The sequence below is a fragment of the Arhodomonas sp. SL1 genome (assembly GCF_052060015.1).
Classification (GTDB): domain Bacteria; phylum Pseudomonadota; class Gammaproteobacteria; order Nitrococcales; family Nitrococcaceae; genus Arhodomonas.
In genome coordinates this window covers 16321-42916 of record NZ_JBPODZ010000009.1, presented here as the reverse complement: position 1 = coordinate 42916, position 26596 = coordinate 16321, and the positions used below count along the sequence as shown (strand labels likewise).

Below are 26596 nucleotides of genomic sequence, written 5' to 3'. Positions count from 1 at the left end.
CCCCGCCGCTTACTGCGCCAGCCGCTCCACCCTGCGGTATTGCTCGTCGAGCCGCTCGAGGGCGGACTCCAGGCCCTGCTGGCGCTCGCGCTCCTTGGCCACCACCTCACCCGGCGCCTTGCTGACGAAGTTCTCGTTGGCGAGCTTCGCGGTGACCCGCTCCAGATCCTTCGCGAGCTTGCCGCGCTCCTTGTCCAGCCGGGCGAGCTCGGCGTCCCGGTCGATGAGGCCCGCCATGGGTACCAGAAGCTCCATGTCCCCCACCAGGGCGATGGCGGACTCCGGCGCCTGGTCCCGTTCCACGTAGTCGATGGACTCCAGGCGGGCCAGGGTGGTGAGGTAGTCCCGGTGGCGCTCGACACGCCGCCTATCGGCATCCGCGGCATTGGCCAATAGCACGGGCAGCGCCTTGTTGGGGGAGATGTTCATCTCCCCGCGGATCCGGCGCACGCCCAGGATGAGCGCCTGTAGCCAGGCGATCTCCGCCTCGGCGGTGGGGTCGTCGCGTTCGGGATCCGGCTCCGGGTAGGGCTGGTGCATGACCGTCTCGCCCTCGGCGCCGGCGAGGGGGGCGACGCGTTGCCAGATCTCCTCGGTGATGAAGGGCATGAACGGGTGGGCAAGCCGGAGCACCGCCTCCAGCACCCGCACCAGCGTCCGGCGGGTGCCGCGTCGGGCGGCCTCGTCGCCGGTCTGAAGCGCCGGCTTGGAGAGCTCCAGGTACCAGTCGCAGTACTCGTCCCAGATGAACTCGTAGATCGCCTGGGCGGCCATGTCGAGGCGGTAGGCCGCCAGGGCCTCGTGGACGGCGGTCTCGGCGCGCTGCAGCCGCGAGATGATCCAGCGGTCAGCGGTGGACAATCGTACCTCCCCGCCCCTGAGGCCGGTATCTTCGCCCTCGGTGTTCATCAGCACGTAGCGGGCGGCGTTCCAGAGCTTGTTGCAGAAGTTGCGGTAGCCCTCCACCCGGCCCATGTCGAAGACCACGTCCCGGCCGGTGGTGGCGAGGCTGGCGAAGGTGAAGCGCAGGGCGTCGGTGCCGTGGGCAGCGATCCCGTCAGGGAAGTGCTTGCGGGTCTGCTTCTCGATCTTCGGCGCCAGGTGGGGCTGCATCAGTCCGCTGGTGCGCTTCTCGACCAGGGACTCCAGGTCGATGCCGTCGATGATGTCGATGGGGTCGAGGACGTTGCCCTTGGATTTGGACATCTTGTTGCCGTCGGCATCGCGTACCAACCCGTGGATGTAGACCTCACGGAACGGCACGTCGCCCATGAACTTCAGCCCCATCATGATCATCCGGGCGACCCAGAAGAAGATGATGTCGAAGCCGGTGACCAGCACCGAGGTGGGGTAGAAGGTCGCGAGCTCCGCGGTCCGCTCCGGCCACCCCAGGGTGGAGAACGGCCACAGGGCCGAGGAGAACCAGGTGTCGAGGACGTCCTCATCCCGGGTCAGTGGGATGTCGTCGGCGAGCCCGTAGTGGTTGCGGGTCCCGGCCTCGTCGTGGCCGACGTAGACATTGCCCTCGTCGTCGTACCAGGCCGGTATGCGGTGGCCCCACCAGATCTGACGGGAGATGCACCAATCCTGGATGTCCTCCAGCCAGTTGAAGTAGGTGCGGTCCCAGTTGCCGGGGATGAAGCGGATGTCGCCGTTGGCCACGGCGTCGATGGCGGGCCTGGTGATGGCGTTCCATCCGCCGGCGCGGCCATCGGGCTGCTCCTCCCGTGTCAGGTCGACGAACCACTGGTTGGTGAGATAGGGCTCGATGGCGGCGCCGCTGCGGTCGCCGCGGGGCACGGTCATGGTGTGCTCTTCCACCGCCTCGAGCAGACCTCGGGACTCCAGGTCGGCGACGATGCGCTTGCGTGCCTCGTAGCGGTCCAGGCCCCGGTACCTCTCCGGGGCGTTATCGTTGATCGCCGCCGAGGGGGTGAGGACGTTGATCACCTCCAGGTCGTGGCGCAGGCCCACTTGGTGGTCGTTGAAGTCGTGGGCCGGCGTGATCTTCACGCAGCCGGAGCCGAACTCGGGGTCTACATACTCGTCGGCGATCACCGGGATCTCCCGCTCGACCAAGGGTAGGCGGATGTCCCTGCCGATGAGGTGCTGGTAGCGCTCGTCGTCGGGGTGGACCGCCACGGCGGTGTCACCGAGCATGGTCTCCGGGCGGGTGGTGGCCACGGTCACGTGGCCGCTGCCGTCGGTGAGCGGGTAGCGCATGTGCCAGATGTGGCCCTGCTCCTCCTTCGACTCCACCTCCAGGTCCGAGACCGCCGTGTGCAGGACCGGATCCCAGTTGACCAGCCGCTCGCCGCGATAGATCAGGCCCTCCCGATAGAGGCGCACGAAGGTCTCGCGCACCGCCGCGGACAGCCCCTCGTCCATGGTGAAGCGCTCCCGAGACCAGTCCACCGAGGCCCCCATCCGCCGGAGCTGGTTCTGGATGGTGCCGCCGGATTGCTCCCGCCATTGCCAGATGCGCTCCACGAAGGCCTCGCGACCGAGGTCATGGCGGCCCCGGCCCTCTTCGCCGAGTTGCCGCTCCACCACCATCTGGGTGGCGATGCCGGCGTGGTCGGTCCCCGGCTGCCAGAGGGTGTTGCGCCCGCGCATGCGCTGGAAACGGATCAGCGTGTCCATGATGGTGTCCTGGAACGCGTGACCCATGTGCAGGGTGCCCGTCACGTTGGGTGGCGGGATCATGATGCAATACGGGTCGCCACGGCCGGAGGGCCGGAAGTAGCCCTCGCGCTCCCAGGTCTCGTACCAGCGGGGCTCGATGGTGCGCGGGTCGTAGCTCTTCTCCATGGGTGCGGAATCCCGATATCGACTGGGGTGGCCAACAAACGCCCGAGTATAACGCAGCCGTCGCGCCGCAACACGGGGCCGCCGGCAGTAAGGGTCACGTCTCCGGCCTTGTCGGGGCCTTCATTTCAAGTAAACTGACTGCTGCATATCGCATCGTCAGCAAACCGGTGGAGCTCAAAATGAGAAAGTGGATGGTGTTCGCAGCCGCTCTGGCGTTTACGCCGCTCGCCCAGGGACAGGAGGGGGATCCGGAGGCCGGTAAGGGGAAGTCCACTGTCTGCGCCAGCTGCCATGGCCAGGACGGGATCTCCACGGCCCCCATCTACCCGAATCTCGCCGGGCAGAAGGAGCAGTACCTGGTGACCTCCATCAAGGCCTACAAGAATCAGCAGCGCGAGGGGGGGCAGAGCGCGGTCATGTATCCCATGGTCAGCGGCCTGTCCGAGCAGGATATCCTCGACCTGGCCGCCTACTACGCCTCGCTGCCCCCGGGGGGCGCGGAGTAGCGCGCCCACCCCCCCCCCACCCGGCTTGATCCGCGGCGGCCAGGGACGGCCGCGGTCAGGTCCCGGTCGCGCCCCCGTCGGCGATGGTGGCGCGTAGATCACTCAGCCGGGCCAAGCGCTCGAGGACACGCTCCGCGGCCAACTGTGCCAGCGTGACCAGCTGCTCGGATTCGGCTTCTTCGCTGGTACGAAGCAGGGTTTCGTAGGTACCTTCTGTTTCGCGCAGGGCATCGCGGACCTCGGCGAGCAGGGCATCACGGTCCGCCGGCACACGGCCTTGCGGGTGGGTGGCCTCGTCGGCAAGACCGGCGCAGGCATCGCCGAGTCCCAAGCGCCGACAGCTTTCGGCGATCGCGGCGAGCCGCCCGTACTGCTCGCGCTCACGCTCGTCGAGCCACTGACGGAGCGTGTCCTCATCGTCGAAGGCGCGTGGGCCCTGCTCGGCCTGCATGCGCCGGCGCGCCGCGCGTCGGCGTTCCAGGCGCAGCAGGGCCACGTGATTGATCTCCTCACCGGCCATACGCTCGGCGTATTCGCGTACCTCCCGGTCCTCCGCCTCGGTGGCGATACGCACGTAGAAGGAGAAGGCCCGTTCCTCGTTGTGGACGGCCAGGTTGAGGGCTCCCTCCGGCGTCATCACGGCCTCGCCGCCGGCCTCGGCAATCTCTTCTTCGGTGAGGCTCTCGGGGGATTGCCACTGGAACGTCGGTCGTTCCGTGGCGTCGATGCCCTGGCTCCGCGCCCAGCCCTCGATGCCGGTCTCGTGTTCGCGCTCCTGGGCCTCCAGCTCGCGGAACAGCGTGGCGAGCTCGGGTTGCCCCGCCGACTCCATGCGTTGGGCGAGGTCGTCGTAGCGCCGGGCGGCCTCCTCTTCCATGGCCACGGCCACGCGGAAGAGGTCGTTGACGTTGTCAATCGGCGGCAGCGCGTCGAAGCCGTGGGTCTGCCCTTCGGTCATGGCGGTTCCTCCCTTGCTGCGCTGCAAAACCAGTAACGGTCCTGTAGGTTCAAACGCCAGGCAGCGGTATCTGTTGACCGCGATCAAGATGTCCGCGATTCTCCCTGCGTAGCATCCTCGTTACATCAAATCGCCGCTTCGTGCGCCTTCCCGACGCCGTTGGCGCCGTCACAAGGATACGCGTTCATGTGCGAGTACGCCCGCCGCCACGCCCCCCTGCCCCTGCGCCAGATCCGTACCGTCATCCTGATGTTCGTTTGCCTGCTCCTGCTGTTCCCGGGGCTGGCGGCGGCGCAGTCGTTGCAGGGATTCCTTGAGGAGGCGGAGCCCTCGGAGCTGATCCCCGGGGCCGACCGCTTCGGCGCGGTGCAGGAGGATCCCCCGGGGGCGGCGGTCTATGAGGGCGATGATCGGGTGGGCTACGCGGTGCTGAACACCGACTACAGTCGCGCCATCGGCTATTCCAGCAAACCGCTGCATATCCTCGTCGGCGTGGATGAGGAGGGCATCATTCGCGGCAGCAAGCTGGTGCAGCACGATGAGCCCATCGTGCTGATCGGCATCCCCGAGCAGAAGATCCGGGACTTCCTGGACCAGTTCAACGGCTTCGATGCGACCCAAGGTACGGAGACCGAGCAGTCGGTGGACATCGTCTCCGGCGCGACGGTGACGGTGCTGGTCATGGAGGACAGCGTGCTCTGGGCCGCCAACCAGGTGGCCCGGCGGCTGGGTCTGGGCGGGCTCGAGGCCGCGGGTCCGGCCGATACCGGGCCCAGCCGCGACATCGACCGGGATCAGCCAGTGGAGGTCAAGGACTGGGCGACGCTACAAGAGGAAGGGGCCATCGCCTCCCGGGAGATCACGGTCGCCGAGGTCAACGAGGCCTTCGAGGCGATGGAGGACCACCCGGAGGCCGCGGAGCGCCCCGAGTCGGGGCCCCCGGAGGATACGTTCATCGAGCTGCACACCGGGCTGGTGAGCATCCCGAGCGTGGGTCGCTCGCTGCTCGGTGAGCGCCGCTGGGCGAACCTGCAGGAGCAGCTGGAGGAGGGCGAGGAGGCGATCTTCGTCGCCGGACGCGGGCGCTACTCGTTCAAGGGCTCCGGCTATGTGCGCGGCGGGATCTTCGACCGCATTGAGATGAGCCATTCCGGCGGCACCACGCGCTTCCACGACTACCACCACACCCGCCTCGGGCAGTTGGCTGCCGAGGGGGCCCCGGAGTTCGACGAGGTCAGCGTGTTCACCGTACCGGCGGATGCCCAGTTCGACCCCGTTCAGCCCTGGAAGCTGGCGTTGCTGGTGCAGCGGGAAACCGGGGCGCTGTCCAAGGTCTTCACCCGTTTCACGGTCGCGTATGAGCCGCCGGAGCACTACCTCACCGACCCGCCGCCGGAACCCGAGCCCGAGGCGCAGGCGGGCGGCGCCGGCCCCGCAGCGGGCCCGGGGGACGGGGAGCGGCGCCTCGCAGCGGGTGGTGGCGCCACACCGGACCGCGCCGCGGGCCTGTGGAAGCGGGCCTGGGAGAACAAGACCGTGCCCATCGCCATCCTCGCCGTGTTGTTGGCGGTGGTGACGGTGATCTTCTTTTTCCAGACCTGGCTCGCGCGCCGGCCGACGTTGCTGAAATGGACCCGCTACGGCGTGCTGGCCTTCGTGCTGGTCTGGCTCGGCTGGTGGTCCAATGCCCAGCTCTCGGTGGTGAACATCTTCACCCTGACCAATTCGGTGCTCACCGGGTTCAGTTGGTCGTATTTCCTGATGGACCCGCTGGTGTTCATCCTCTGGGCGGCCACCGCGGCGGCGATGATCTTCTGGGCCCGGGGGGCGTTCTGCGGCTGGCTCTGCCCGTTCGGGGCGCTGCAGGAGCTGACTAACCACATCGCCCAGCGCCTGGGCGTCAAGCAGATCCGCGTGCCCTTCGAGGTCCACGAGCGGCTGTGGCCGATCAAGTACATCCTCTTCCTGTTGCTGTTCGGCCTCGCCCTCTACGACCTGGCGCTCGCGGAGCGATTCGCCGAGGTGGAGCCGTTCAAGACGGCGATCATCCTCAATTTCGTGCGTGACTGGCCGTACGTGGTCTACGCGCTGGTGTTGCTGTTCATCGGGCTGTTCATCGAGCGCTTCTTCTGCCGCTACCTCTGCCCGCTGGGTGCCGCCCTGGCTATCCCCGCGCGGCTACGCACCTTCGAGTGGCTCAAGCGCTGGCCGGAGTGCGGCACCCAGTGCCATCGCTGCGCCCGGGAGTGCCCGGTGCAGTCCATCCACCCGGAGGGGCACATCAACGTCAACGAGTGCATCTACTGCCTGCACTGTCAGGAGCTGTACTTCGACGACCACCGCTGCCCCCACAACGTGACCCGCCGTCTCAAGCGTGAGCGGCGTAGGGCGCTCGGACGTCGGGGCAAGCAGGGAGATTCAGGGGCCGATACCGGGGGAGAGGGTTCGTCCGGCGGGGCCGCTGTGCACAAGGTGGGCGGGGAAGGGCCCCGCTCATCGAAACAAGACGATCCGACACAGGAGAACGGATGATGACGGACGAAAAACGAAAGGAAGGCGTTACCCGCCGGGAGTTCCTCGGTGGCTCCACCAAGCTCGCCACCATGGCGGGGCTTACCGGCGTAGCCGGCGGCCTCGGTGCCGGCTGGGCGCTGCAGCCCCGCACGGCCCAGGCGGCGGAAGGCTCCGCCTCGGTAGCGCCGGGGCAGCTGGACGACTACTACGGCTTCTACTCCAGCGGCCAGACCGGCGAGGTCCGCGTCTATGGCATCCCCTCGATGCGTGAGCTGGTGCGCATCCCGGTGTTCAACCGCTGTTCCGCTACGGGTTGGGGAAGCACCAACGAGAGCCTGAAGGTCCTCCGTGACGGGCTCACCGAGGACACCAAGGCCTATCTCGACGCCCATGGCGAGAGCCGTAAGGGCGTATGGCTCAACGGCGATGCCCACCATCCGCACATGTCGTTCACCGACGGCACCTACGACGGCCGCTATGTCTTCATCCAGGACAAGGCCAATCGCCGTATGGCGCGCATCCGCTGCGACGTCATGAAGTGCGACAAGATCACCGAGATCCCCAACGCAACGGCCATGCATGGCATGCGCCCGCAGAAATCAAAAACCGGCTACGTCTTCGTCAACGGCGAGCATCGCATCCCGGTGCCCAACGATGGCCGTGACCTCGACGACCCCAGCAAGTACCACGCGATCTTCTCTGCCGTTGACGGCGACACCATGGAGGTGGCCTGGCAGGTCATCGTCGACGGCAACCTGGACAACAACGACTCCGACTACCAGGGCAAGTACACGTTTTCCACCTGCTACAACTCCGAGGGCGGAACCACCCTTGAGGAGATGACCGCCCAGGAGCAGGACTGGGTGGTGGTGTTCAACATCGCGCGCATCGAGGAGGCGGTGTCCAACGGCGACGCGGAGATGATGGAAGGCGTCCCCGTCGTCGACGGCCGCCACGGTTCCCCGTACACCGTCTATATCCCCATCTCCAAGAGTCCCCACGGCATCAACACGGCGCCGGACGGCAAGTATGTGGCCATCAACGGCAAGCTCTCGCCCACGGTCTCGCTGATGGACGTGACCAAGCTCGATGCCATCTTCGAGGGCAACGGCGAGCCCCGGGATGCCATCGTCGCCGAGCCGGAGCTGGGGCTCGGGCCGCTGCACACGGCCTTCGACGGCCGCGGTAATGCCTATACCACGGTCTTCATCGACAGCCAGATCGTAAAATGGGACATGGAGAAGGCCATCCAGGCCTTCAACGGCGAGGACGTGGACCCCATCGCCCAGAAGCTGGATGTGCACTATCAGCCGGGCCACAACCACACCTCCATGGGCGAGACCAAGGAGGCCGACGGCCGGTGGCTGGTTTCGCTGAATAAGTTCTCCAAGGACCGGTTCCTGAACGTGGGCCCGCTGAAGCCGGAGAACGACCAGCTCATCGATATCTCCGGCGACGAGATGAAGCTGGTCCACGACGGCCCCACCTTCTCCGAGCCCCACGACATCATCATCGTCCGGCCGGACATCGTGAACCCGAGCCGTACCTGGACGCGGGACGACCCCATGTTCGCGGACACGGTAAAGATGGCCGAGGCCGATGGGGTCAATCTCATGGGCGCCAACACCGTGGTGCGTGACGGCAACAAGGTGCGGGTGTATATGTTCTCCATCGCCCCGAAGTTCAGCATGAACGAGTTCCGGGTGAAGCAGGGCGACGAGGTCACCGTGGTGGTGACCAACATGGACTCCATCGAGGACCTCAGCCACGGCTTCACCATGGAGAACTACGGTGTGGCCATGGAGGTCTCGCCCCAGCAGACCTCGTCGATCACCTTCGTGGCGGATCGCCCCGGCGTGTACTGGTACTACTGCCAGTGGTTCTGCCATGCCCTGCACATGGAGATGCGCGGGCGGATGCTGGTGGAGCCGAAGGAGGCCTGATGCACGATAACCCCGGCACGGCCGCGGGGCGGAGGGGGCGGGCCGGAAGGCCCGCCCTTTTTCGCTGGGGTCGCTGGTCGCTGATGGTCTTCCCCCTGATCCTGGCCGCCACCCCCTCGTGGGCGCAGACCCTGGCCGAGCGAATCGAGGCTGCCTCCGATGGGGACATCCTTCGCCTCGATCAGGGCGTCCACCGGGGGCCGGTGATTATCGATAAGCCCATTACCCTGGAAGGGGAGGCCGGCTCGGTGGTGGAGGGGGATGGCGAGAGCAGTGTCATCACCGTCACCGCCCCGGAGGCGGTGGTGCGTGGCCTCACCATCCGTGGATCCGGGCTGAGCCTGGAGCGGATGGATTCCGGCGTGGTGCTCACCCAGCAGGCCACCGGTGCCGTGGTGACGGACAACCGTATCGAGGGCAACCTCTTCGGCGTCCACGTTGAAGGGGCGGAGCGGAGCCTGGTGGCCGACAACGTGATCATCGGCCGGCGGGACCTGCGCATGAGCGAGCGCGGCAATGGGGTATACCTATGGAACGCGCCGGATGCGCGGATCATCGGCAACCGCGTCCGCTACGGTCGCGACGGCATCTTCACCACCACCAGCAAGCGCAACCTGTTCGCCGGCAACCGCTTCGAGGACCTGCGCTACGGGGTGCATTACATGTACACGGAGGACAGCACTGTCCGCGACAATGTCTCCGTGGGCAACCACATCGGCTATGCGATCATGTATTCCAATCGCATCGAGGTCCGCGGCAACGTCTCCCGCGGCGACCGTGATCATGGGCTGATGTTCAACTTCGCCAACTACAGCCAGATCACCGATAATGCGGTGGTCGAGGGCGGCGAGAAGTGCGTGTTCATCTACAACGCCAATTACAACGAGTTCCGCGGTAATCGATTCCAGGGCTGCGAGCTCGGGGTCCACTTCACCGCCGGTTCGGAGCAGAACACCCTGGTGGAGAACGCCTTTATCGGCAATCGCACCCAGGTGAAGTACGTGGGCACCCGCAACCTCCGCTGGGCGGATGAGGAACGGGGCAATTACTGGAGTGATCACCCCGCGTTCGATCTGGACGGGGACGGCATCGCCGATCAGGCCTACCGCCCCAATGGCATCGTGGATCAGATCATGTGGCGGGTCCCCCAGGCCAAGCTGCTGCTCTCCAGCCCGGCGGTGCAGCTGCTGCGCTGGGCCCAGTCCGCCTTTCCATCCATTCGCCCCGGCGGTGTGGTCGACACCGCGCCGCTGATGGCGCCGCCGGAGCTCCCCGATGCCGTGGCCGCCGAGGTGCGTGGATGAGCGATCCCGCCGTCGAGATCCGCGCCCTGGAGAAAAACTATCGCCACTTCCGGGCCCTCGACGGGGTGGACCTGGAGGTCCCCCGCGGCGAACGCCTCGCGCTGCTCGGTCACAACGGGGCGGGCAAGACCACGCTGATGAAGGTCCTGCTCGGGCTCACCGGTATCAGCGCCGGGCGTGTTCGGGTGCTGGGCACGGAGCCGGGTAGCGGTGGGTCCGTGGCGCTGCGCGCGCGGATCGGCTTCCTCCCGGAGAACGTGGTCTTCGCCGGCGGCATGACCGGTCGGGAGGTGGTGCACGTTTTCGCCCGCCTCAAGGGCCAGCCCGTGACCCGTGCCGATGCGCTGCTGGAACGGGTCGGTCTCGCGGAGGCCGCCGGTAATCGCGTTCGCACTTACTCCAAGGGCATGCGTCAGCGCCTCGGCCTCGCCCAGGCCTTGATCGGGGCGCCGGGTCTGCTGCTGCTCGACGAGCCCACCAGCGGCCTGGACCCGATGCTGCGACAGACCTTCTACGAGATCCTCGCCGAGCTGCAGAAGGAGGGCACGACGATCCTCATCTCCTCCCACGTGCTCACGGAGCTCGAGATGCGCACCGACCGGATCGCCATCATGAATCAGGGGCGGCTCACCGCCTGCAACACCCTGGATGGGCTGTGCCGGGAGGCCGACCTGCCGATTCGCTTGCGTGTCCATGTCAACGGGCGAGCCGACGGCGTGGAGGCCCTGGGTTACCCGGTCCTGGAGCGGGCCGACAGCCGCATCGAGCTCGCCGTGGAGGCGGCGGAGAAGATGACCGCCATCCGCCGGCTCACCGAGCTGGACAGCGAGGCGGTGCGGGACCTGGAGATCTTCCCGCCGAGCCTGGACGAGGTCTATGCCCATTACGGTGCCGCGGAGGGGGATCGGCGATGAGCCCGGTGCTGATCCTCGCCGGCCGCGAGATCCGTGCCGGCCTGCGCAACCGCTGGGTGATCGCCGCCACCGGGCTGCTCGCGGTGCTGGCCTTGGTGCTGGCCTTCCTGGGCAGCACGCCGACCGGGGAGGTGGGGGCGGCGAGCCTTACCGTGAACGTGGTATCGCTGTCGTCACTGTCCATCTATCTGTTGCCGCTGATCGCACTGTTGCTGACCTACGATGCCGTGGTGGGTGAGGTGGAAAACGGCACGCTGCTGCTCCTGCTCGCCTATCCCCTCTCTCGCTGGCAGGTGCTGGCGGGCAAGTTCGTCGGCCACGGGGCCATCCTCGCCTTCGCCACCATCGTCGGCTTTGGATTGGCGGCGATGGTGATCGCCTTCACCGGTGGCGTCGACGCCACGGGGTTGCGGGCCTTCGGCGCACTGATCCTCTCCTCGGTGTTGCTCGGTTGGGTGTTCGTGGGTGTCGGGTACCTGCTCAGCGTCGTGGTCGCGGAGCGCAGTACCGCTGCCGGCCTGGCGGTGGCGGTATGGCTGCTGCTGGTTGTGCTCTACGATATGGGGCTTCTGGCGGCGCTGACGGCCACCGGCGGAGAGGGGCTCATCGGCCGCGTGGTCCCGGCGCTGCTGCTGATCAACCCGGCGGACGCCTACCGGTTGTTCAACCTCAGCGGTATGGCCGAAGTGGCTGCCTTCTCCGGCCTCGGCGCCGCAGGCAGCGGTGTGCCGCCCTGGCAGCCCTTTCTCTCGCTGTTGGTCTGGGTGGTCCTACCCCTGGGGCTGTCCTGGCTTATCTTCCGGAAGAAGGAGTTCTGAGCAGTGATGGCATGGGCGCGGATCCGCGGTGCGGTAACGGCACTGCTGTGTGGCCTGGGGACGGCGATGATTGTCGGCTGCCAGCCGGAGGAGTCCGGCAGGCCACCGGCGGCGGTGGAGCCCACCCGCGAGGCCATCACCTATTACGGGCGTATGATCCTGGTGGATCACCGCGGCCCCAAGGCGCAGATCCATCTCGGTGGCGCCGACGAGCCGCTGTGGTTCTCCCAGGTACGCGATGCCGTGGCCTTCACCCTGTCCCCGGAGGAGAGCAGCGACATCGCGGCGATCTACGTCACGGACATGGCCCGGGCCGACGGCTGGGCCCAGCCCCAGCAGTGGATCGCCGCGGAGGAGGCCGTCTACGTCATCGACAGCGAGTGCCGCGGCGGCATGGGGGCCCTGGAGGCGGTGCCGTTCTCGCAGCGCGAGGCCGCCGAGGCCTTCATCGAGCTACACGGTGGCGAGCCGGTCGCCTGGGATGAGATCCCGGCGGACTATATCCAGGAGCGCTCCATTGAAGCCATCGACTCGCCCAACATGATGGGCTCCGGTGAAGGCTGCGAGCGCCTCGTCCCGGAGGGCGGGTAGCCGCGCGTTCCCCCCAATTGGGGAACTACCGCCCCGCCGTCATGGGCTCCCATGGGGCGGTGGGCGATCCTCCGGTGCCCGGTACCACGGCAGCCCGGCCTCGGCACTGCGTTCGAGCTCGGCGATAACCTGGGCGCCGAGCAGTAGGATCACCGCGCCGAGCTCCAGGCTCAGCAGTACCACGATCACTGTGGCGAAGGAGCCGTAGATGGCATTCACCAGGGAGATGTTGTCGAAGTAATACATCACCGCCTGCAGGGTGAGCTCCCAAAGGGCCGCGGCGACGAAACCGCCGACCAGGGCCCGCCGGAGCGAGACCTTGACCACCGGGAGCACCTTGTAGACGGAGGCGAACAGCAGTGCGATGCCGAGGAAACCGAAGACGTAGAGCACCGCCGTCGGCGCCCGCTCCAGCGTCCACTCCATCCCGAGCACCGATATCAGCCGGCCACTGAGCGCGTCCACCACGGCGCCCACCACCGTCAGGGTCAGGATGCCCAGGCTCAGGGCCACCACGTAGAGGTAGGGCAGGATGGCCGAGAACCAGAGGCTGCGGTGCTGAGATGGCTTGTGACGGTGGAAGATGATGGCGATAGCGTCCTCGAGCATGCGAAATGCCAGGGAGCTGAAGAACAGGAGCACCAGGAAACTGATTACGCCGAGCACCGCGGGGGTTTCGAGAAACTCCTCCACGGCGTCGGCGACGATGCCCGCGTACCCCGGGGCGAGGAACTGGGTCTGGGTACGGACGGTGGTCACCAGCCGGGCCTGGTCCACCACGGTCGACAGCACAGCGGTGCACACGGCGAAGAAGGGCACCACCGAGAGCAGCACGTTGTAGCCGACCCCTCCGGCCAGCAGGATGCCGCGGTTGGCCATGAAATCCCGCAGCACCCGCCGGCCGAAGGCAGCCAGCCGGCGGACGGTCGTGGCGATCCAGGCCGCCCACTGGCGGGAGCCCGCCCCCCGTAGCCGCGCCTTTAGGCTCAACGGTCGTTGAGCAGCAGGTCCCGCAGGGCCCGGCGTGCCCGCGGGCTTACCCCCAGGATTAGGCCACTGACGAAGGCGACGCCGGCGGCCTCGCGGAAATTGGAGCGGACGAAAGAGCCGGCCTGGCGGCCGAGGAGGGCGGCCAGCTCGGTATCCTGCGGCCGTCCCTCAGCCCCCGGTGCGCTCGCCGATGGACGCCGCGGCGGCGGATGCACCACGCTGCGGACAACTAGCAGCAGCAGTGCTGTGACGAACAGGCAGAGCAACCCTACCAGGGCCGCCGCCACGGCGGGGGGAGTGATCAGCGCCAGGGCGGTATACGCCGCGTAGGCGAAGAACCCCAGCCCGCCGATGCCCACCACGGCGGCGAGGGTCGCCACGGCGAGGGCGGTCAAGGCCCGGGCAAGTACGTCGCCCATCGCGGCGCCTCCGCTCAGCGGCGGTTGTGGAGTAAGAGCCCGGCGATGAGCCCGCCGACGAACACCACCAGCAGGCTGCTCAGGGGCCGCTCCTCGATCTGCTGTTCGAGCTGCTGCTCCATGTCCTCGGCCCGCCGGCGTGCCCCCGCGGCGCGCTCCCGGACCCGTTCGTAGGCCTGCTCCCCCTGGCTGGAGGCGATCCCCCGTACCGTTTCCGTCAGCCCCCGCAGGTCCTCGCGGAGCTGGTTCATCTCGCTACGCAGTTTCTCGACGTCCTGTTCCGCCATGGCTTCTACCCCTCCGTTTGGTTGCGACTGTCTCCCACCGACACTATGAGGGCTTCCGGCGCCGATGCAAACCGTCACCGCCTAGGAACGTGGTCGGCTGCCTGCCCGTTCAAACAGATCGTCCGCCGGGTCCTCGGGCCCGATGCGGGCAATGCCGGAGCGGGGCGCCTTGCCGCTCGGCCGGAAGGCGGTGGGCGGGTGCTCGAACAGGGCCCGGAATTGACGCGAGAAGTGAGCGGTATCAGCGAATCCGCACTCGGCGCTGATCTCGGTGATGCTGCGGTCGGTGTGCTGCAGCAGCCACAACCCGTAGCGCAGGCGGAGATTGCGGGAGAACTGGCTCGGGCTCATGCCGAGCTCCCGGCGGAAGCTGCGCTCGAGCTGGCGCCGGGATACGCTGAGCTGGGCGGCCAGGGCTTCGGTGCTGAGCGGTTGGCTCAGGTGCTGCTCGATCAACAGGATGGCGCGGCGCACCCGGTTGTCCTCGACCTCCTCGTGCAGCGGCGGCTGGGGCTGGGAGGTGCTGCCCCGGCGGGCATGGTCGATGAGCATGATGTGCAGGCTCTTCTGGGCCCAGGCCCGGCCGAGGTGGCGCTCCACCAGCCATGCCGCCAGGTCCGCCGCCGCCGCGCCGCCGGCGCAGGTGATGCGGTCGCCGTCGACCACGAACAGCTGATCCGCCACTGGGACGACATCCGGCATGCGTTGGGTGAGGTCGTGGTAGTGATACCAGCTCACGCAGCAGCGCCGCCCGTGCATCAGCCCCGCCTGGATCATGGCGAAGGGACCGGTGCATAGCCCCACCAGCGGTATGCCCCGTGCCGCCGCGCTCCGTAGATAGGCCACCGTGGCGCTATCCGCCGGTGGCCCGGCGGGCAGCAGTCCGCCGACCACCACCACGTAGTCGAAGCGCTCGGGCTCCCCCAGGGGTTCGCACGGCCCGATGCGGGCGCCGCAGCTGGAGACGACGTCCGCCCCATCGGGGCTCATGAAGCTCCAGCGGCAGCGGATAGGGCGGCTGGCGTCGCCCTCGTCGGCGGCCAGGCGCAGGCAGTCCACGAAGGCGGCGAAGGGTAGCAGCGTGAACCGCGGCAGGAGCACGAAACCCACGGAGAGCTGGACGCGGGGTGCGGACGGAGTGGTTGCCGGGGCCTGGTGCTTCATGGCGCAGAATGAATCGGGAAGTATGACGGTGATCATCCCAGAGAATGCCGGGGTGCGCACCAGGCCGCCAGAGCAGGTAGACTCGCGCGTTGCACCAACACGCCACGGAGCGCCGATGACCCCGCTGCACGAGACCCGGCTTGAGCATGTCCACCGCTGTATCAAGGCCACCGGTGCTCGCCGTGTGCTGGACCTGGGATGCGGCTCGGGAGCCCTTATGCATCGGTTGGCGCGTGACCGCCAGTTCGAGGAGGTCGTGGGGCTCGAGGCGTCCGGCCAGGCGCTGGCGCAGGCGCGGGCCGCGCTGTCGGACTTCCTCAACGGCGCCACCGGTGTCCGTCTCGCCCGGGGCTCCTACGCGGAGCCGCAACCGTCGCTTACCGGCTATGAGGCCGCGGCCATGGTGGAAACCATCGAGCACGTCCATCCGGGGGATCTCTCCCGCGTGGAAGAATGCGTGTTCGGTCGCATCCGGCCCGGTTGGCTGTTCATGACCACGCCGAACGGTGAGTACAACCCGCTGCTGGGTCTGGGGCCCGGCGAGTTCCGGGAGCCGGATCATTGTTTCGAGTGGGACCGGACCCGCTTCCGGCGCTGGGCCCGTGGGGTGGCCCGGCGCAACGGCTACCGGGTGAGCTTCAGCGGTATCGGCGAACAGGACCCCGAGCTTGGCCCACCCACCCAGATGGCCACTTTCCGTCACCTCGATGCGGACTCCGCAAAGGAGCAGTGATGTATCTATCGGCACAGGCTATCGCGGAAATGACAGGGCAAAAGAAGGTTCATTTTCTCAACGAATCCGCCGTTCGGGCCAATAAATCTCTTGGCGATGCAGTGGGCCTCAAGAACATCGGCGTTCATGTAATCTCCGTGTTGCCTGGGGACTACTCCACCGAGCACCACGTCCACCTCTTCGAGGAGGAGTGCATCTACGTCCTTTCCGGGCAAGGGACTGCATTCCTGGGTGAAGACGTGCATTCGATCGGTCCCGGCGACTTCATCGGATGTCCCGCAAATGGCGTTGCACACTCGATGCAAGCCACAGGTACCCAGCCCCTTGTGTGTCTGGTTATGGGGCAACGCCTTACACAAGACGTCACTGACTATCCGAATCAGAACAAGCGGCTATATCGAAATGCCGGTGAGTGGGACGTGGTCGAGCACTCGGATATTCAGCGCATCAAGCGGTAGTGCGGCCTGCACAGCATCAAGGACGATAGCGGGCCTGCCTACGGCGCCGCTGACGTCGTACGGCCATTTGCCTGTTTGCGACCTCCACTAAAACGCCTGCGCCATTGCCCCGATTCCCCCCGCCGGATGCCGCAAATCTTCAAGCCGCCCTGCCGCTTGCAGGGGCCTAATCCCTCCGTACAAGGCACGCGTGTCGTTAGCGGCACAGACGGGAGGAGGGCCCCATGTTCGATACCGGACAGCGCATCCGTGACTTCGACCCCGAGCTCTGGCAGGCAATCCGTGACGAGGAGAGCCGCCAGGAATCCCATATCGAGCTCATCGCCTCGGAGAACTACACCAGTCCCCTGGTGATGGAGGCCCAGGGGAGTGTGCTCACCAACAAGTATGCCGAGGGCTACCCGGGCCGGCGCTACTATGGCGGCTGCGAGCACGTGGACGTCGCCGAGCAGCTGGCCGTCGACCGGGCCAAGGCGCTCTTCGAGGCGGACTACGCCAATGTCCAGCCCCACTCGGGCTCCCAGGCCAACGCCGCCGTCTACTTCGCCCTGTTGAAGCCCGGCGACACCATCCTCGGGATGAGCCTGGCGGACGGCGGTCACCTCACCCACGGGGCCAAGCCGAACTTCTCCGGCAAGCTCTTCAACGCCGTGCAATACGGCATCGACGAGACCACCGGGGAGGTGGACTACGAGGCGGTCGCCCGGCTGGCTCGCGAGCACCGCCCGCGGATGATCGTGGCGGGCTTCTCCGCCTATTCCCGCGTGCTCGACTGGGCGCGCTTCCGCGCCATCGCCGATGAGGTGGGAGCGTGGCTGTTCGTGGACATGGCCCACGTGGCCGGCCTGGTGGCCGCCGGGGCCTATCCGAACCCGGTGCCCCACGCCCATGTGGTGACCACCACCACCCATAAGACCCTGCGCGGTCCCCGCGGCGGGCTGATCCTCGCCCGCTCGAACCCGGAGCTGGAGAAGAAGCTCAACGCCATGATCTTCCCCGGTATCCAGGGCGGGCCGTTGATGCACGTCATCGCCGGGAAGGCGGTGGCCTTCCGTGAGGCCATGAGCGCGGAGTTCCGTTCCGCTCAGCGCCAGACTGTCGACAACGCCCGGGCCATGGCCGAGGTGTTTTTGGAGCGTGACTTCGATGTGGTCTCCGGCGGCACCGATGATCACCTGTTTCTGGTCAGCCTGGTGGGGCGTGGCGTCAACGGCAAGCAGGCGGAGGCCGCCCTGGGCCGGGCCCATATCACCGTCAACAAGAACGCCGTGCCCAATGACCCGGAGTCGCCCTTCGTCACCTCCGGCATCCGCGTGGGCACGGCCGCGGCGACCACCCGGGGCTTCGGCGTGGACGAGTGCCGGCAGCTGGCGGGCTGGATGTGCGACGTCCTGGAACGTCCGGACGACGACGGGGTGATCGAATCCGTGCGCAGCCGGGTCCTGGGTCTGTGCGCCCGTCATCCGGTGTACCGGCAATAGCGGAGGCCGTCATGGCGGTAAGCGTCTTTGAGCTTTTCAAGATCGGCATCGGGCCGTCGAGCTCGCACACCGTGGGGCCGATGCGCGCCGCGCGGCGGTTCGCCAGCGAGCTGGATGCCGACGGTGGCCTGAGCGGCGTCGCGGGGGTGCGCGTCGAGCTCTATGGCTCGCTGGCGGCCACCGGCCGGGGCCACGGCTCGGATACGGCGGTGATGCTCGGCCTCGAGGGCGAGGACCCGGAGACCGTGGACGTGGAAGGGGTGGACGCCCGTGTGGCCGCGATCCGCGAGCAGGGCCGGCTGAGCTTGGCCGGGCGCCAGCCGGTGGCCTTTCACCATCGCCGGCAGTTGGTGATGAACAAGCGCAAGAGCCTGCCGGCCCATCCCAACGGCATGCGTTTCCTCGCCTACGACGCCGCGGGCGGCGTGCTCAGCGAGCGCACCTTCTACTCCGTGGGCGGCGGCTTCGTGGTGGAGCCCGATGAGGAGGGCCGGGCCCGCATCGTGGAAGACACCACGGCGCAGCCCTATCCCTTCCACACCGCCACCGATCTTCTCGGCCACTGCGAGGCGGAGGGCCTGGCGGTCAGCGAGGTGATGCTCGCCAACGAGGGCGCCTGGCACGAGGAGGCCGCCATTCGCGAGGGGTTGCTGCGCATTTGGTCGGTGATGGAGGCCTGCGTGCGCGATGGCTGTGCCCGGGAGGGCGAGCTCCCGGGCGGCATGCACGTACGCCGGCGCGCCGCTTCGCTGTACGGCAAGCTCCGCGAGCAGGCCGATCGTGGCGATCCCCTGGACGTCATGGACTGGGTGAGCCTCTACGCCCTGGCGGTGAATGAGGAGAACGCCTCCGGCGGCCGCGTGGTCACCGCCCCCACCAACGGTGCCGCCGGGATCATCCCGGCGGTGCTGCACTACTTCACCCGCTTCCGCGGTGGCGACGAGGACGGGGTGGTGCGCTTCCTGCTCACCGCCGCCGCCATCGGCCTGCTCTACAAGGAGAACGCCTCCATCTCCGGCGCCGAGGTGGGTTGCCAGGGGGAGGTGGGGGTGGCCTGCTCCATGGCCGCCGGGGCGCTGGCCGAGGTCCTCGGTGGCACGCCCGCCCAGGTGGAGAACGCCGCGGAGATCGGCATGGAGCACAACCTGGGGCTGACCTGTGACCCCGTGGGGGGGCTGGTGCAGGTGCCGTGCATCGAGCGCAACGCCATGGGTGCGGTGAAGGCCATCCACGCGGCGCGGATGGCGCTGCGCGGCGACGGCCAGCACTTCGTCTCCCTGGACCGGGTGATCCGCACCATGCGCCAGACCGGGGCGGACATGAAGACCAAGTACAAGGAGACCTCCCGCGGGGGGCTCGCCGTGAACGTCATCGAATGTTGAGTCAGGAGTAGACCATGAGTCGCTATTCCATCTTCAGCCTGGTGCGCAACGCACTGAGCTATCACGAGAACTGGCAGCGCGCCTGGCGCAGCCCCGATCCCAAGCCCGCCTATGACGTGGTGATCATCGGTGCCGGCGGCCACGGCCTGGCCACGGCCTATTATCTAGCCAAGGAGCACGGCATCACCAACGTGGCGGTGCTGGAGAAGGGTTGGCTCGGCGGCGGCAACACCGCGCGCAACACCACCATCGTGCGCTCCAACTACCTCTGGGACGAGGCGGCGCACCTCTTCGAGAAGTCCATGAAGCTCTGGGAGGGGCTCAGCCAGGAGCTGAACTACAACCTCATGTTCAGCCAGCGCGGGGTCTATAACCTGGGCCACAACCTCCAGGACATGCGCGACATCCACCGCCGGGTCAATGCCAACCGCCTGAACGGCATCGACAGCGAGGTGGTCTACGCCGACGAGCTTGCCCGCCGCGTGCCCTACCTCAACACCTCGCCGGCCGCCCGCTATCCCATCCTCGGGGCCTCGTTCCAGCAGCGCGCCGGCGTGGCCCGCCACGACGCGGTGGCCTGGGGCTTCGCCCGGGCCGCTGACGCCGCCGGCGTGGACATCATCCAGAACTGCGAGGTCACCGGTTTCCACCAGGACAACGGCCGGGTGGTCGGCGTCGAGACCAACCGTGGCCGGATCGGCGCCGGCAAGGTGGGGATCGTGGTCGCCGGCAACTCCGGCGTGCTCGCCGAGATGGCGGGCTTCCGACTGCCGGTGGAGAGCCACCCCCTGCAGGCGCTGGTCTCCGAGCCGGTCAAGCCCATCCTGGACACGGTGATCATGTCCAACGCCGTGCATGGCTACGTCAGTCAGTCCGACAAGGGCGAGCTGGTGATCGGCGCGGGCATCGACTCCTACATTGGCTACGGCCAACGGGGCAGCCTCAACATCATCGAGGGGACGCTCGCCGCGGTGAAGGAGCTCTTCCCCGTGTTCAGCCGCATGCGCATGCTCCGGCACTGGGGCGGCACCGTCGATACCTGCCCGGACGCCACGCCGATCATCGGCAAGACCCCGGTGGACAACCTCTTCATCAACTGCGGCTGGGGCACCGGCGGATTCAAGGCCACACCGGGCTCGGGCTGGGTGTTCGCCCACACCCTGGCCCGTGGTGAGCCCCACCCGCTGAACGCGCCGTTCTCGCTGGAGCGCTACACCACCGGCTATCTCATCGACGAGCACGGCGCCGCCGGCGTCGCCCACTAACGCGGAGGTCACCGAGATGTTCCTGATTGAATGCCCCTGGTGCGGCCCGCGGGATCAGCGGGAGTTCTCCTACGCCGGCGAGGCGCATGTCACCCGCCCGCCGGACCCGGATGTGCTCAGCGACGAGCAGTGGGCCGAGTACCTGTTCATGCGCCGCAACCCCCGGGGCCGTCACCACGAGCAGTGGATGCACGCCCATGGTTGCCGGCGCTTCTTCAACGCCATCCGTGACACCGCCACCTATCGCATCGAGGCGGTCTACCCGATGGATGGCCCGGACACTGGAGGCCAGGCATGACGCAGGCGAACCGACTCCCGGAGGGCGGCCGCCTGGAGCGCGACCGCCCGCTGACCTTCCGCTTCAATGGCCGGGACTACAGTGCCTACCAGGGCGATACCCTGGCGTCCGCGCTGTTGGCCAATGGCGTGTCCCTGGTGGGGCGGAGCTTCAAGTACCACCGGCCCCGGGGCATCGTGGGTGCCGGCGCCGAGGAGCCCAATGCCATCCTTCAGGTGGGCCGCGGCGCCACCACCCTGCCGGATCAGCGCGCCACCCAGGTGGAGCTCTACGACGGCCTGGAGGCCTGGACGGTCAACGGTAGCCCGAGCCTGGAGCACGACCTGATGGGGGTGAACAACCTCCTCTCCCGGCTGATGCCCGCGGGCTTCTACTACAAGACCTTCATGTGGCCGGAGCGGATGTGGCCGCGCTACGAGGCGAAGATCCGCAAGGCGGCGGGGTTGGGGCTCTCGCCCACCGAACCGGATCCCGCACGCTACGACCATATGCACGCCCACTGCGACGTGCTGGTGGTCGGTGCCGGCCCGGCCGGGCTGGCTGCCGCCCTGGAGGCGGGGCGCAGCGGCGCCCGGGTGATGCTGGTGGACGAGAACCCCGAGCTCGGCGGTTCGCTGCTCGGCAGCCGCGAGTGCCTGGATGGTGCGCCCGGCAGTGACTGGGCGGGCGCCGCTGTCGCCGAGCTGGAGGCGTTGCCCGAGGTGCGGGTGATGCGCCGGACCACCGCCTTCGGCTACTACGACCACAACTTCCTGGCGCTGCTCGAGCGGCGCACCGATCACCTGGGCGCCCATGTGGCCGGCGAGGTCCGCGAGCGGGTCTGGCACGTGCGTGCCGGACAGGTGGTGCTCGCCACGGGTGCCATCGAGCGGCCCCTGGTGTTCGGCAACAACGACCGCCCCGGGGTGATGCTGGCCTCGGCGGTGTCCACCTATATCCACCGCTACGCGGTGCGCCCCGGCCAGCGGGCCGTGGTGTTCACCAACAACGACAGCGCCTACCGCACCGCGCTGGACCTCCGGGATGCCGGTGCCGAGGTGACGGTGGTGGACGCCCGCCGGGATGCTGACGGCACCTGGCCGGGGCGGGCGCGGGCCCGCGGCGTCACCATCCACGAAGGCACGGTCATCACCGATACTCGCGGCGGCAAACGCCTGCGCGGCGTCACCATCCGGGGCCTGGACGGCGATCGGCTCGCCGGGGGCGCGCAGCGGCTCGACTGTGACCTGCTGGCGGTCTCCGGTGGCTGGTCGCCGGTGGTGCACCTGCACTGCCATGCCGGCGGTCGCCCGGCCTGGGATGACCATCTCAGCGCCTTCGTGCCGGGTGCCCCCCGGGAGGGCGAGCACTTCGCCGGCGCAATCACCGGCGCCGCGGAGACCGCTGCCTGTCTGGCCGCAGGGGCTGAGGCCGGACGGGAGGCGGCGATCGGGGCGGGCTTCGCCACCGGTGATCTTTTGTCCCTGCCCGACGCCGAGGCGGTGACTGAAACCCCGCTGCGGCCGCTGTGGCGAGTGCCCACCGACAAGCCGGTGAGCCGTGCATCCAAGCAGTTCGTCGACTTCCAGAACGACACCTGCGCCGCGGACATCGTCCTGGCCGCCCGGGAGGGCTATGAGTCGGTGGAGCATGTCAAGCGCTACACGGCGCTCGGTTTCGGAACCGACCAGGGCCGGCTCGGCAACATCAACGGCATGGGGATACTGGCCGAGACCCTGGGCCAGGACATCCCCAGCACCGGCACCACCACCTTCCGCCCCGCCTACACACCGGTGACCTTTGGCGCCGCCGCCGGGCGGGAGAGCGACGAGTTGCTGGACCCGGTGCGCAAGACCGCCATGCACGAGTGGCACGTGGCCCACGGCGCGCTGTTCGAGAACGTCGGCCAGTGGAAGCGCCCTTGGTACTACCCGGGCGCCGGGGAGGGCATGCAGCAGGCCCTGGATCGGGAGTGCCTGGCGGTGCGCAGCCACGTGGGCGTGCTGGACGCCTCGACGCTCGGCAAGATCGACGTCCGCGGCCTTGATGCCAACGTCTTCCTGGACCTGATCTACACCAACGGCCGCCGCAAGATGGCCACCGGGCAGTGCCGCTATGGGCTGATGCTCCATGAGGACGGCATGGTCTTCGACGACGGCGTCACCGCCAAGCTCGACGAGAACCACTACCTGCTGACCACCACCACCGGCGGTGCCGCCGGCGTGCTGCACTGGATGGAGCAGTGGCTGCAGACCGAGTGGCCGCAGATGCAGGTCTACCTGACCTCGGTGACCGACCAATGGGCCACCGTCGCGGTCAACGGGCCGGACAGCCGCAAGGTGGTGGCGGCGCTGTGCGACGACATCGACCTCTCCCAGGAGGCGTTCCCTTTCATGACCTTCCGCGAAGGGACGGTGGCGGGGGTGCCGGCGCGGGTGTTTCGGATCAGCTTCACCGGTGAGCTCGCCTTCGAGATCAACGTGCCCGCCCACTATGGCCGCCACGTCTGGGAGGCGGTGATGGCGGCCGGCGAGCCCTACGGCATCACCCCCTACGGCACCGAGACCATGCACATCCTCCGTGCCGAGAAGGGCTTCATCATCGCCGGCCAGGACACCGACGGCTCGGTGACGCCGCTGGATCTGGGCATGCACTGGGCGATCGGCAAGAAGAAGAAGGACTTCCTCGGCAAGCGCTCGCTGGATCGCAGCGACATCGTCCTGCCGGATCGCAAGCAGCTGGTGGGCCTGCTCACTCAGGACCCGGTCACGGTGCTGCCCGAGGGGGCTCAGCTGGTGGATGACCCGGAGGCGCCCATCCCGATGCCCATGGTCGGTCATGTGACCTCGAGCTACTACAGCGCCAACCTCGGTCGCTCCATCGCCCTGGCGGTGGTCAAGGGCGGCCATCAGCGCAAGGGCGAGCTGGTGCATTCGCCCCAGCCCGACGGCCGGGTGGTCGCCGCCGAGATCACCGACACCGTGTTCTACGACCCGGAAGGAGCCCGTCAGAATGTCTGAGATCAAGCGTGAGAGCCCGCTGGTGGGCCAGACGGACGCGGTCGCCGGCAATCGCGCCGGTGCCGCAGATGCCGGGGTGACCCTGTTCGAGCGCCCCTTCTTGGGCCATCTGAACCTGCGCGGAGACCCGGGCTCGCCGGCCTTTATCAACGCCTGCCGGCAGGTGCTGGGGGTGGCCCCGCCCACCGTCGCGAACACGGTCAGCGAGGGCGAGGACGTGGTCGTCGCCTGGCTCGGCCCCGACGAATGGCTGGTGATGACGCCGCCGGACCGTCAGGGGCCAGTGGGCGATGCCCTGCGCGAGGCCCTGGCGGGGGAGCATTACGCGGTCACCGACGTCACCAGCGGCCAGACCGTCATCGCCGTGGATGGCGACCATGCGCGGGAGGTGCTGGCCAAGGGCACGCCCCTGGACGTGCATCCCCGCGCCTTCGGCGCCGGCGCCTGCGCCCAGACCGTCCTCGCCAAGGCCTCGGTGTTCCTGCGGGTGATCCGGCCCGGGGAGGCCTTCGAGGTCGTGGTGCGCCGGAGCTTCGCCGATTACCTCTGGCAGTGGCTGCGGGACGCCGCGGGCGAGTATGAACCGGCCGTGCTCGCGCCCCAGCCGGCGCTGGAGACCAACGCCGGTGCCATGGAGGAGGAGTGGCGTCGCCATGCCGGCGGGGGCCGGTCATGACCGCCACCGTGGACGACGACGCCTTTGAGCGCTACGTGCTCACCGCCTCCGGGCCCAGCGCCCGGGGGCAGGTGGCCGGCATCAGTGCCTATGTGGATTGGTACGGGGGCTATGTCGAGGAATTCGATCAGTTCGACGATCTGGACCGGAGATGCTTCTTTGCCCGCACGGTGTTTCGTGTCGAGCGCGGGCGTTCGCCGGGTATCGAGACCCTGACCCATGGCTTCGGCGAGGTCGCGGGGCGCTTCGACATGCAGTGGTCCGTGCACGACACCACCCGGCGTCCACGGGTGCTGATCATGGCCTCGAAGCTGGATCACTGCCTGCGCGATCTGCTCCACCGCCAGGCCCGCGGGGAACTGGCGATGGAGGTCACCGCGGTGGTCTCCAATCACCCGGACCTCGGCGGCATCGCCGAGGCGCACGACCTGCCCTTCGTCCACCTGCCTGTGGGCCCGGAGAACCGGGCGGAGCAGGAGGCGGCGCTCTGGGCGCGCATCGAGGAGACCGACACCGAGCTGGTGGTGCTCGCGCGCTACATGCAGGTCCTCTCCGACGGCCTCTGCCGCCGGCTTGCCGGCCGCGCGATCAATATCCACCATTCGTTCCTGCCCGGCTTCAAGGGGGCGAGCCCGTACCGCCAGGCCTACCAGCGCGGAGTCAAGCTGATCGGTGCCACGGCCCACTACGTCACCCCGGACCTGGACGAGGGGCCGATCATCGAGCAGGTGGTGGAGCGGGTGGACCATACCCACCGGGTCCCGGAGTTGACCGCCACCGGCCGGGACTGCGAGTGCCTGGCGTTGGCGCGGGCCGTGAAGCTGCACATCCAGCGCCGGGTCTTCCTCAACGGCGATCGGACCGTGGTGTTCCGCTGACGCCGCTCACGGGTGGCGCCGGCGCTCCTCCGAGGGGCTGATGCCGAACAGCGCGGTGTAGCGCCGGGTGAAGTGCGAGCCCGACAGGAAGCCGCAGCTGCGGGCGACCTCGGTGACGGACTCCTCGCTGAATAGCAGCCGCTGGCGGGCGGTGTTCAGGCGCAGCTCCATATAGTACTGGCTGGGCGGGCAGTCGAGGTGGCGGCGGAACAATCGCTCGAGCTGTCGCTCCGACAGCCCCACATGCCCGGCAAGCTCATTGAGGCGCAGGGGCTCCTCGATGTTCGCCTCCATGATCATGATCGCCTCGCGGAGCCGCGGCTGGCTGGTGCCCAGGCGCTGGCGCAGCGGTACGCGCTGGGGCTCGCGGTCGTCGCGGACGCGATCATGGACCAGTAGGTCCGCCACCGCCGCAGCCAGCCTGCCGCTGTCATCCCGGCGGGCGATGAGCTGGAGCATCATATCCATGGCCGCGGTACCGCCACTGCTGGTGTAACGGTCGCCGTCGAGCTCGAAGAGGTGGTTGGAGACCACGATGTCCGGGAAGCGCGAGAGCATCTCCTCGCGATCCTGCCAGTGGATGGTGCAGCGATAGCCGTCCAGTAGCCCGGCACGGGCCAACAGATAACTGCCGGTGTCGATGCCGCCGAGGGCCACGCGGCGGCCGGCGAGCATGCGCAACCACCCTACCAGCCGGCGCTCGTCGGGATAGGCGATGGGGTTGGGGCCGCAGACGAACAGCGCGTCCAGCGGGGGCAGCTCACGGATCGAGAAGTCCGGCGCGGTGAGCACACCATTGCTGGCGCGGACGGGGGCACCGTCCGGTGTCGCCGTAACCGCCTCGAAACGCGCCTCGCCGGCCACCATGTTGGCCAGGCGCAGGGGCTCGACGGCGCAGGCGAAGCCCACGTAGGTGAACCCCGGTACCAGCAGGAAGCCGAAACGTTCGGCATTGTGGCCGTTGTCGAGGGCGTTGAGTGGCCGGGGGCTCCCGGCCAGGTGTTCCGGGATGTGGCCGGTCTGCATGATCTGCTCCGCGAACGAGTCCATGGCCTCCCCCTGGCGCCCTCCACTGTCCTGGAGGTAGCGCGATTTGGTGGGAGGCGCCACGCCAATGTCGGATACAGGCTATTCCCCTTCGTGCCCAATCGAAAGCCCTCCGCCGTGAACCCATAAGCTGTGCCTATCAGTACAAACCCATGAGAGG

23 protein-coding genes are annotated in these 26596 nt (G+C 68.0%); 16 read left to right on the top strand and 7 right to left on the bottom strand.

Annotation, left to right across the window (positions count from 1 at the left end; genetic code table 11):
- Nucleotides 1–9: 9 nt before the first annotated feature.
- Nucleotides 10–2811 carry a valine--tRNA ligase gene (locus tag ACQ754_RS12865; protein ID WP_440997435.1) on the bottom strand — a complete coding sequence of 934 codons (2802 nt, stop codon included), beginning with the start codon at nt 2809–2811 and terminating at the stop codon, nt 10–12.
- Between the two features lie 179 nt (nt 2812–2990).
- On the opposite strand from ACQ754_RS12865, the gene ACQ754_RS12860 reads away from it, so the two are divergent.
- Nucleotides 2991–3317: a c-type cytochrome gene (locus ACQ754_RS12860; protein ID WP_440997434.1), complete on the top strand. Its 327-nt coding sequence runs from the start codon at nt 2991–2993 to the stop codon at nt 3315–3317.
- A gap of 55 nt (nt 3318–3372) precedes the next feature.
- Here the strand turns inward: ACQ754_RS12860 and ACQ754_RS12855 are convergent, their stop codons facing one another.
- Nucleotides 3373–4275 (bottom strand): ferritin-like domain-containing protein, encoded by a 903-nt coding sequence (locus ACQ754_RS12855; RefSeq protein ID WP_440997433.1) that lies wholly within the window; start codon nt 4273–4275, stop codon nt 3373–3375.
- Nucleotides 4276–4461: 186 nt separating this feature from the next.
- Here ACQ754_RS12855 and ACQ754_RS12850 point away from each other — a divergent pair, with 186 nt between their 5' ends.
- From ACQ754_RS12850 to ACQ754_RS12825, 6 genes are read left to right on the top strand one after another with little or no spacing between them, the layout of a single operon-like run.
- Nucleotides 4462–6807 carry a 4Fe-4S binding protein gene (locus tag ACQ754_RS12850; protein WP_440997432.1) on the top strand — a complete coding sequence of 782 codons (2346 nt, stop codon included), beginning with the start codon at nt 4462–4464 and terminating at the stop codon, nt 6805–6807.
- On the top strand, nt 6804–8732 hold the full coding sequence (gene nosZ, locus ACQ754_RS12845; protein ID WP_440997431.1) for a TAT-dependent nitrous-oxide reductase: 1929 nt from the start codon (nt 6804–6806) through the stop codon (nt 8730–8732). Before ACQ754_RS12850 ends, nosZ begins: the two co-directional genes overlap by 4 nt.
- A complete protein-coding gene (locus ACQ754_RS12840; protein WP_440997430.1) occupies nt 8732–10036 on the top strand; it encodes a nitrous oxide reductase family maturation protein NosD in 1305 nt (434 codons plus the stop codon). Before nosZ ends, ACQ754_RS12840 begins: the two co-directional genes overlap by 1 nt.
- Complete coding sequence (locus ACQ754_RS12835) at nt 10033–10950, top strand: ABC transporter ATP-binding protein (protein ID WP_440997429.1); 918 nt, start codon at nt 10033–10035, stop codon at nt 10948–10950. Before ACQ754_RS12840 ends, ACQ754_RS12835 begins: the two co-directional genes overlap by 4 nt.
- Nucleotides 10947–11768 carry an ABC transporter permease subunit gene (locus ACQ754_RS12830; RefSeq protein ID WP_440997428.1) on the top strand — a complete coding sequence of 274 codons (822 nt, stop codon included), beginning with the start codon at nt 10947–10949 and terminating at the stop codon, nt 11766–11768. The genes ACQ754_RS12835 and ACQ754_RS12830 overlap by 4 nt, the downstream gene beginning before the upstream one ends.
- Nucleotides 11769–11774: 6 nt before the next feature.
- A complete protein-coding gene (locus ACQ754_RS12825; protein ID WP_440997427.1) occupies nt 11775–12359 on the top strand; it encodes a nitrous oxide reductase accessory protein NosL in 585 nt (194 codons plus the stop codon).
- Nucleotides 12360–12398: 39 nt separating this feature from the next.
- On the opposite strand, the gene ACQ754_RS12820 is transcribed toward ACQ754_RS12825, so the two are convergent.
- The 4 genes from ACQ754_RS12820 to ACQ754_RS12805 all read right to left on the bottom strand — a co-directional run bounded on the left by ACQ754_RS12820 (nt 12399) and on the right by ACQ754_RS12805 (nt 15255).
- Nucleotides 12399–13349, bottom strand: coding sequence for a YihY/virulence factor BrkB family protein (locus tag ACQ754_RS12820; protein WP_440997426.1), 951 nt, complete (start codon nt 13347–13349; stop codon nt 12399–12401).
- Entirely contained in the window at nt 13346–13768 is a 423-nt protein-coding gene (locus ACQ754_RS12815) for a hypothetical protein (RefSeq protein ID WP_440997425.1), read from the bottom strand. Before ACQ754_RS12815 ends, ACQ754_RS12820 begins: the two co-directional genes overlap by 4 nt.
- 14 nt (nt 13769–13782) lie before the next feature.
- Nucleotides 13783–14055, bottom strand: coding sequence for a hypothetical protein (locus ACQ754_RS12810; RefSeq protein ID WP_440997424.1), 273 nt, complete (start codon nt 14053–14055; stop codon nt 13783–13785).
- An 81-nt stretch (nt 14056–14136) separates the two neighbouring features.
- Nucleotides 14137–15255 (bottom strand): GlxA family transcriptional regulator, encoded by a 1119-nt coding sequence (locus ACQ754_RS12805; protein WP_440997423.1) that lies wholly within the window; start codon nt 15253–15255, stop codon nt 14137–14139.
- A 79-nt stretch (nt 15256–15334) separates the two neighbouring features.
- Between ACQ754_RS12805 and ACQ754_RS12800 the strand changes: the two genes are divergently transcribed.
- From ACQ754_RS12800 to purU, 9 genes are all read left to right on the top strand, one after another.
- Nucleotides 15335–15952 carry a methyltransferase domain-containing protein gene (locus ACQ754_RS12800; RefSeq protein ID WP_440997422.1) on the top strand — a complete coding sequence of 206 codons (618 nt, stop codon included), beginning with the start codon at nt 15335–15337 and terminating at the stop codon, nt 15950–15952.
- Nucleotides 15952–16410 carry a cupin domain-containing protein gene (locus ACQ754_RS12795; protein WP_440997421.1) on the top strand — a complete coding sequence of 153 codons (459 nt, stop codon included), beginning with the start codon at nt 15952–15954 and terminating at the stop codon, nt 16408–16410. Before ACQ754_RS12800 ends, ACQ754_RS12795 begins: the two co-directional genes overlap by 1 nt.
- Before the next feature lie 224 nt (nt 16411–16634).
- A complete protein-coding gene (gene glyA, locus ACQ754_RS12790) occupies nt 16635–17891 on the top strand; it encodes a serine hydroxymethyltransferase (protein ID WP_440997420.1) in 1257 nt (418 codons plus the stop codon).
- A gap of 11 nt (nt 17892–17902) precedes the next feature.
- Nucleotides 17903–19273: an L-serine ammonia-lyase gene (locus tag ACQ754_RS12785; RefSeq protein WP_440997419.1), complete on the top strand. Its 1371-nt coding sequence runs from the start codon at nt 17903–17905 to the stop codon at nt 19271–19273.
- 14 nt (nt 19274–19287) lie between these two features.
- Nucleotides 19288–20538, top strand: coding sequence for a sarcosine oxidase subunit beta family protein (locus ACQ754_RS12780; RefSeq protein ID WP_440997418.1), 1251 nt, complete (start codon nt 19288–19290; stop codon nt 20536–20538).
- Nucleotides 20539–20554: 16 nt separating this feature from the next.
- A complete protein-coding gene (locus ACQ754_RS12775; protein WP_440997417.1) occupies nt 20555–20836 on the top strand; it encodes a sarcosine oxidase subunit delta in 282 nt (93 codons plus the stop codon).
- Nucleotides 20833–23835, top strand: coding sequence for a sarcosine oxidase subunit alpha family protein (locus ACQ754_RS12770; RefSeq protein ID WP_440997416.1), 3003 nt, complete (start codon nt 20833–20835; stop codon nt 23833–23835). Before ACQ754_RS12775 ends, ACQ754_RS12770 begins: the two co-directional genes overlap by 4 nt.
- The gene (locus tag ACQ754_RS12765; protein WP_440997415.1) at nt 23828–24511 is read left to right on the top strand and encodes a sarcosine oxidase subunit gamma; all 684 of its coding nucleotides are present in this window, start codon (nt 23828–23830) and stop codon (nt 24509–24511) included. The genes ACQ754_RS12770 and ACQ754_RS12765 overlap by 8 nt, the downstream gene beginning before the upstream one ends.
- A complete protein-coding gene (purU, locus tag ACQ754_RS12760) occupies nt 24508–25389 on the top strand; it encodes a formyltetrahydrofolate deformylase (protein WP_440997414.1) in 882 nt (293 codons plus the stop codon). The genes ACQ754_RS12765 and purU overlap by 4 nt, the downstream gene beginning before the upstream one ends.
- Nucleotides 25390–25395: 6 nt before the next feature.
- Here purU and ACQ754_RS12755 read toward each other — a convergent pair whose 3' ends face one another.
- On the bottom strand, nt 25396–26439 hold the full coding sequence (locus tag ACQ754_RS12755) for a GlxA family transcriptional regulator (RefSeq protein WP_440997413.1): 1044 nt from the start codon (nt 26437–26439) through the stop codon (nt 25396–25398).
- Nucleotides 26440–26596: the final 157 nt, after the last annotated feature.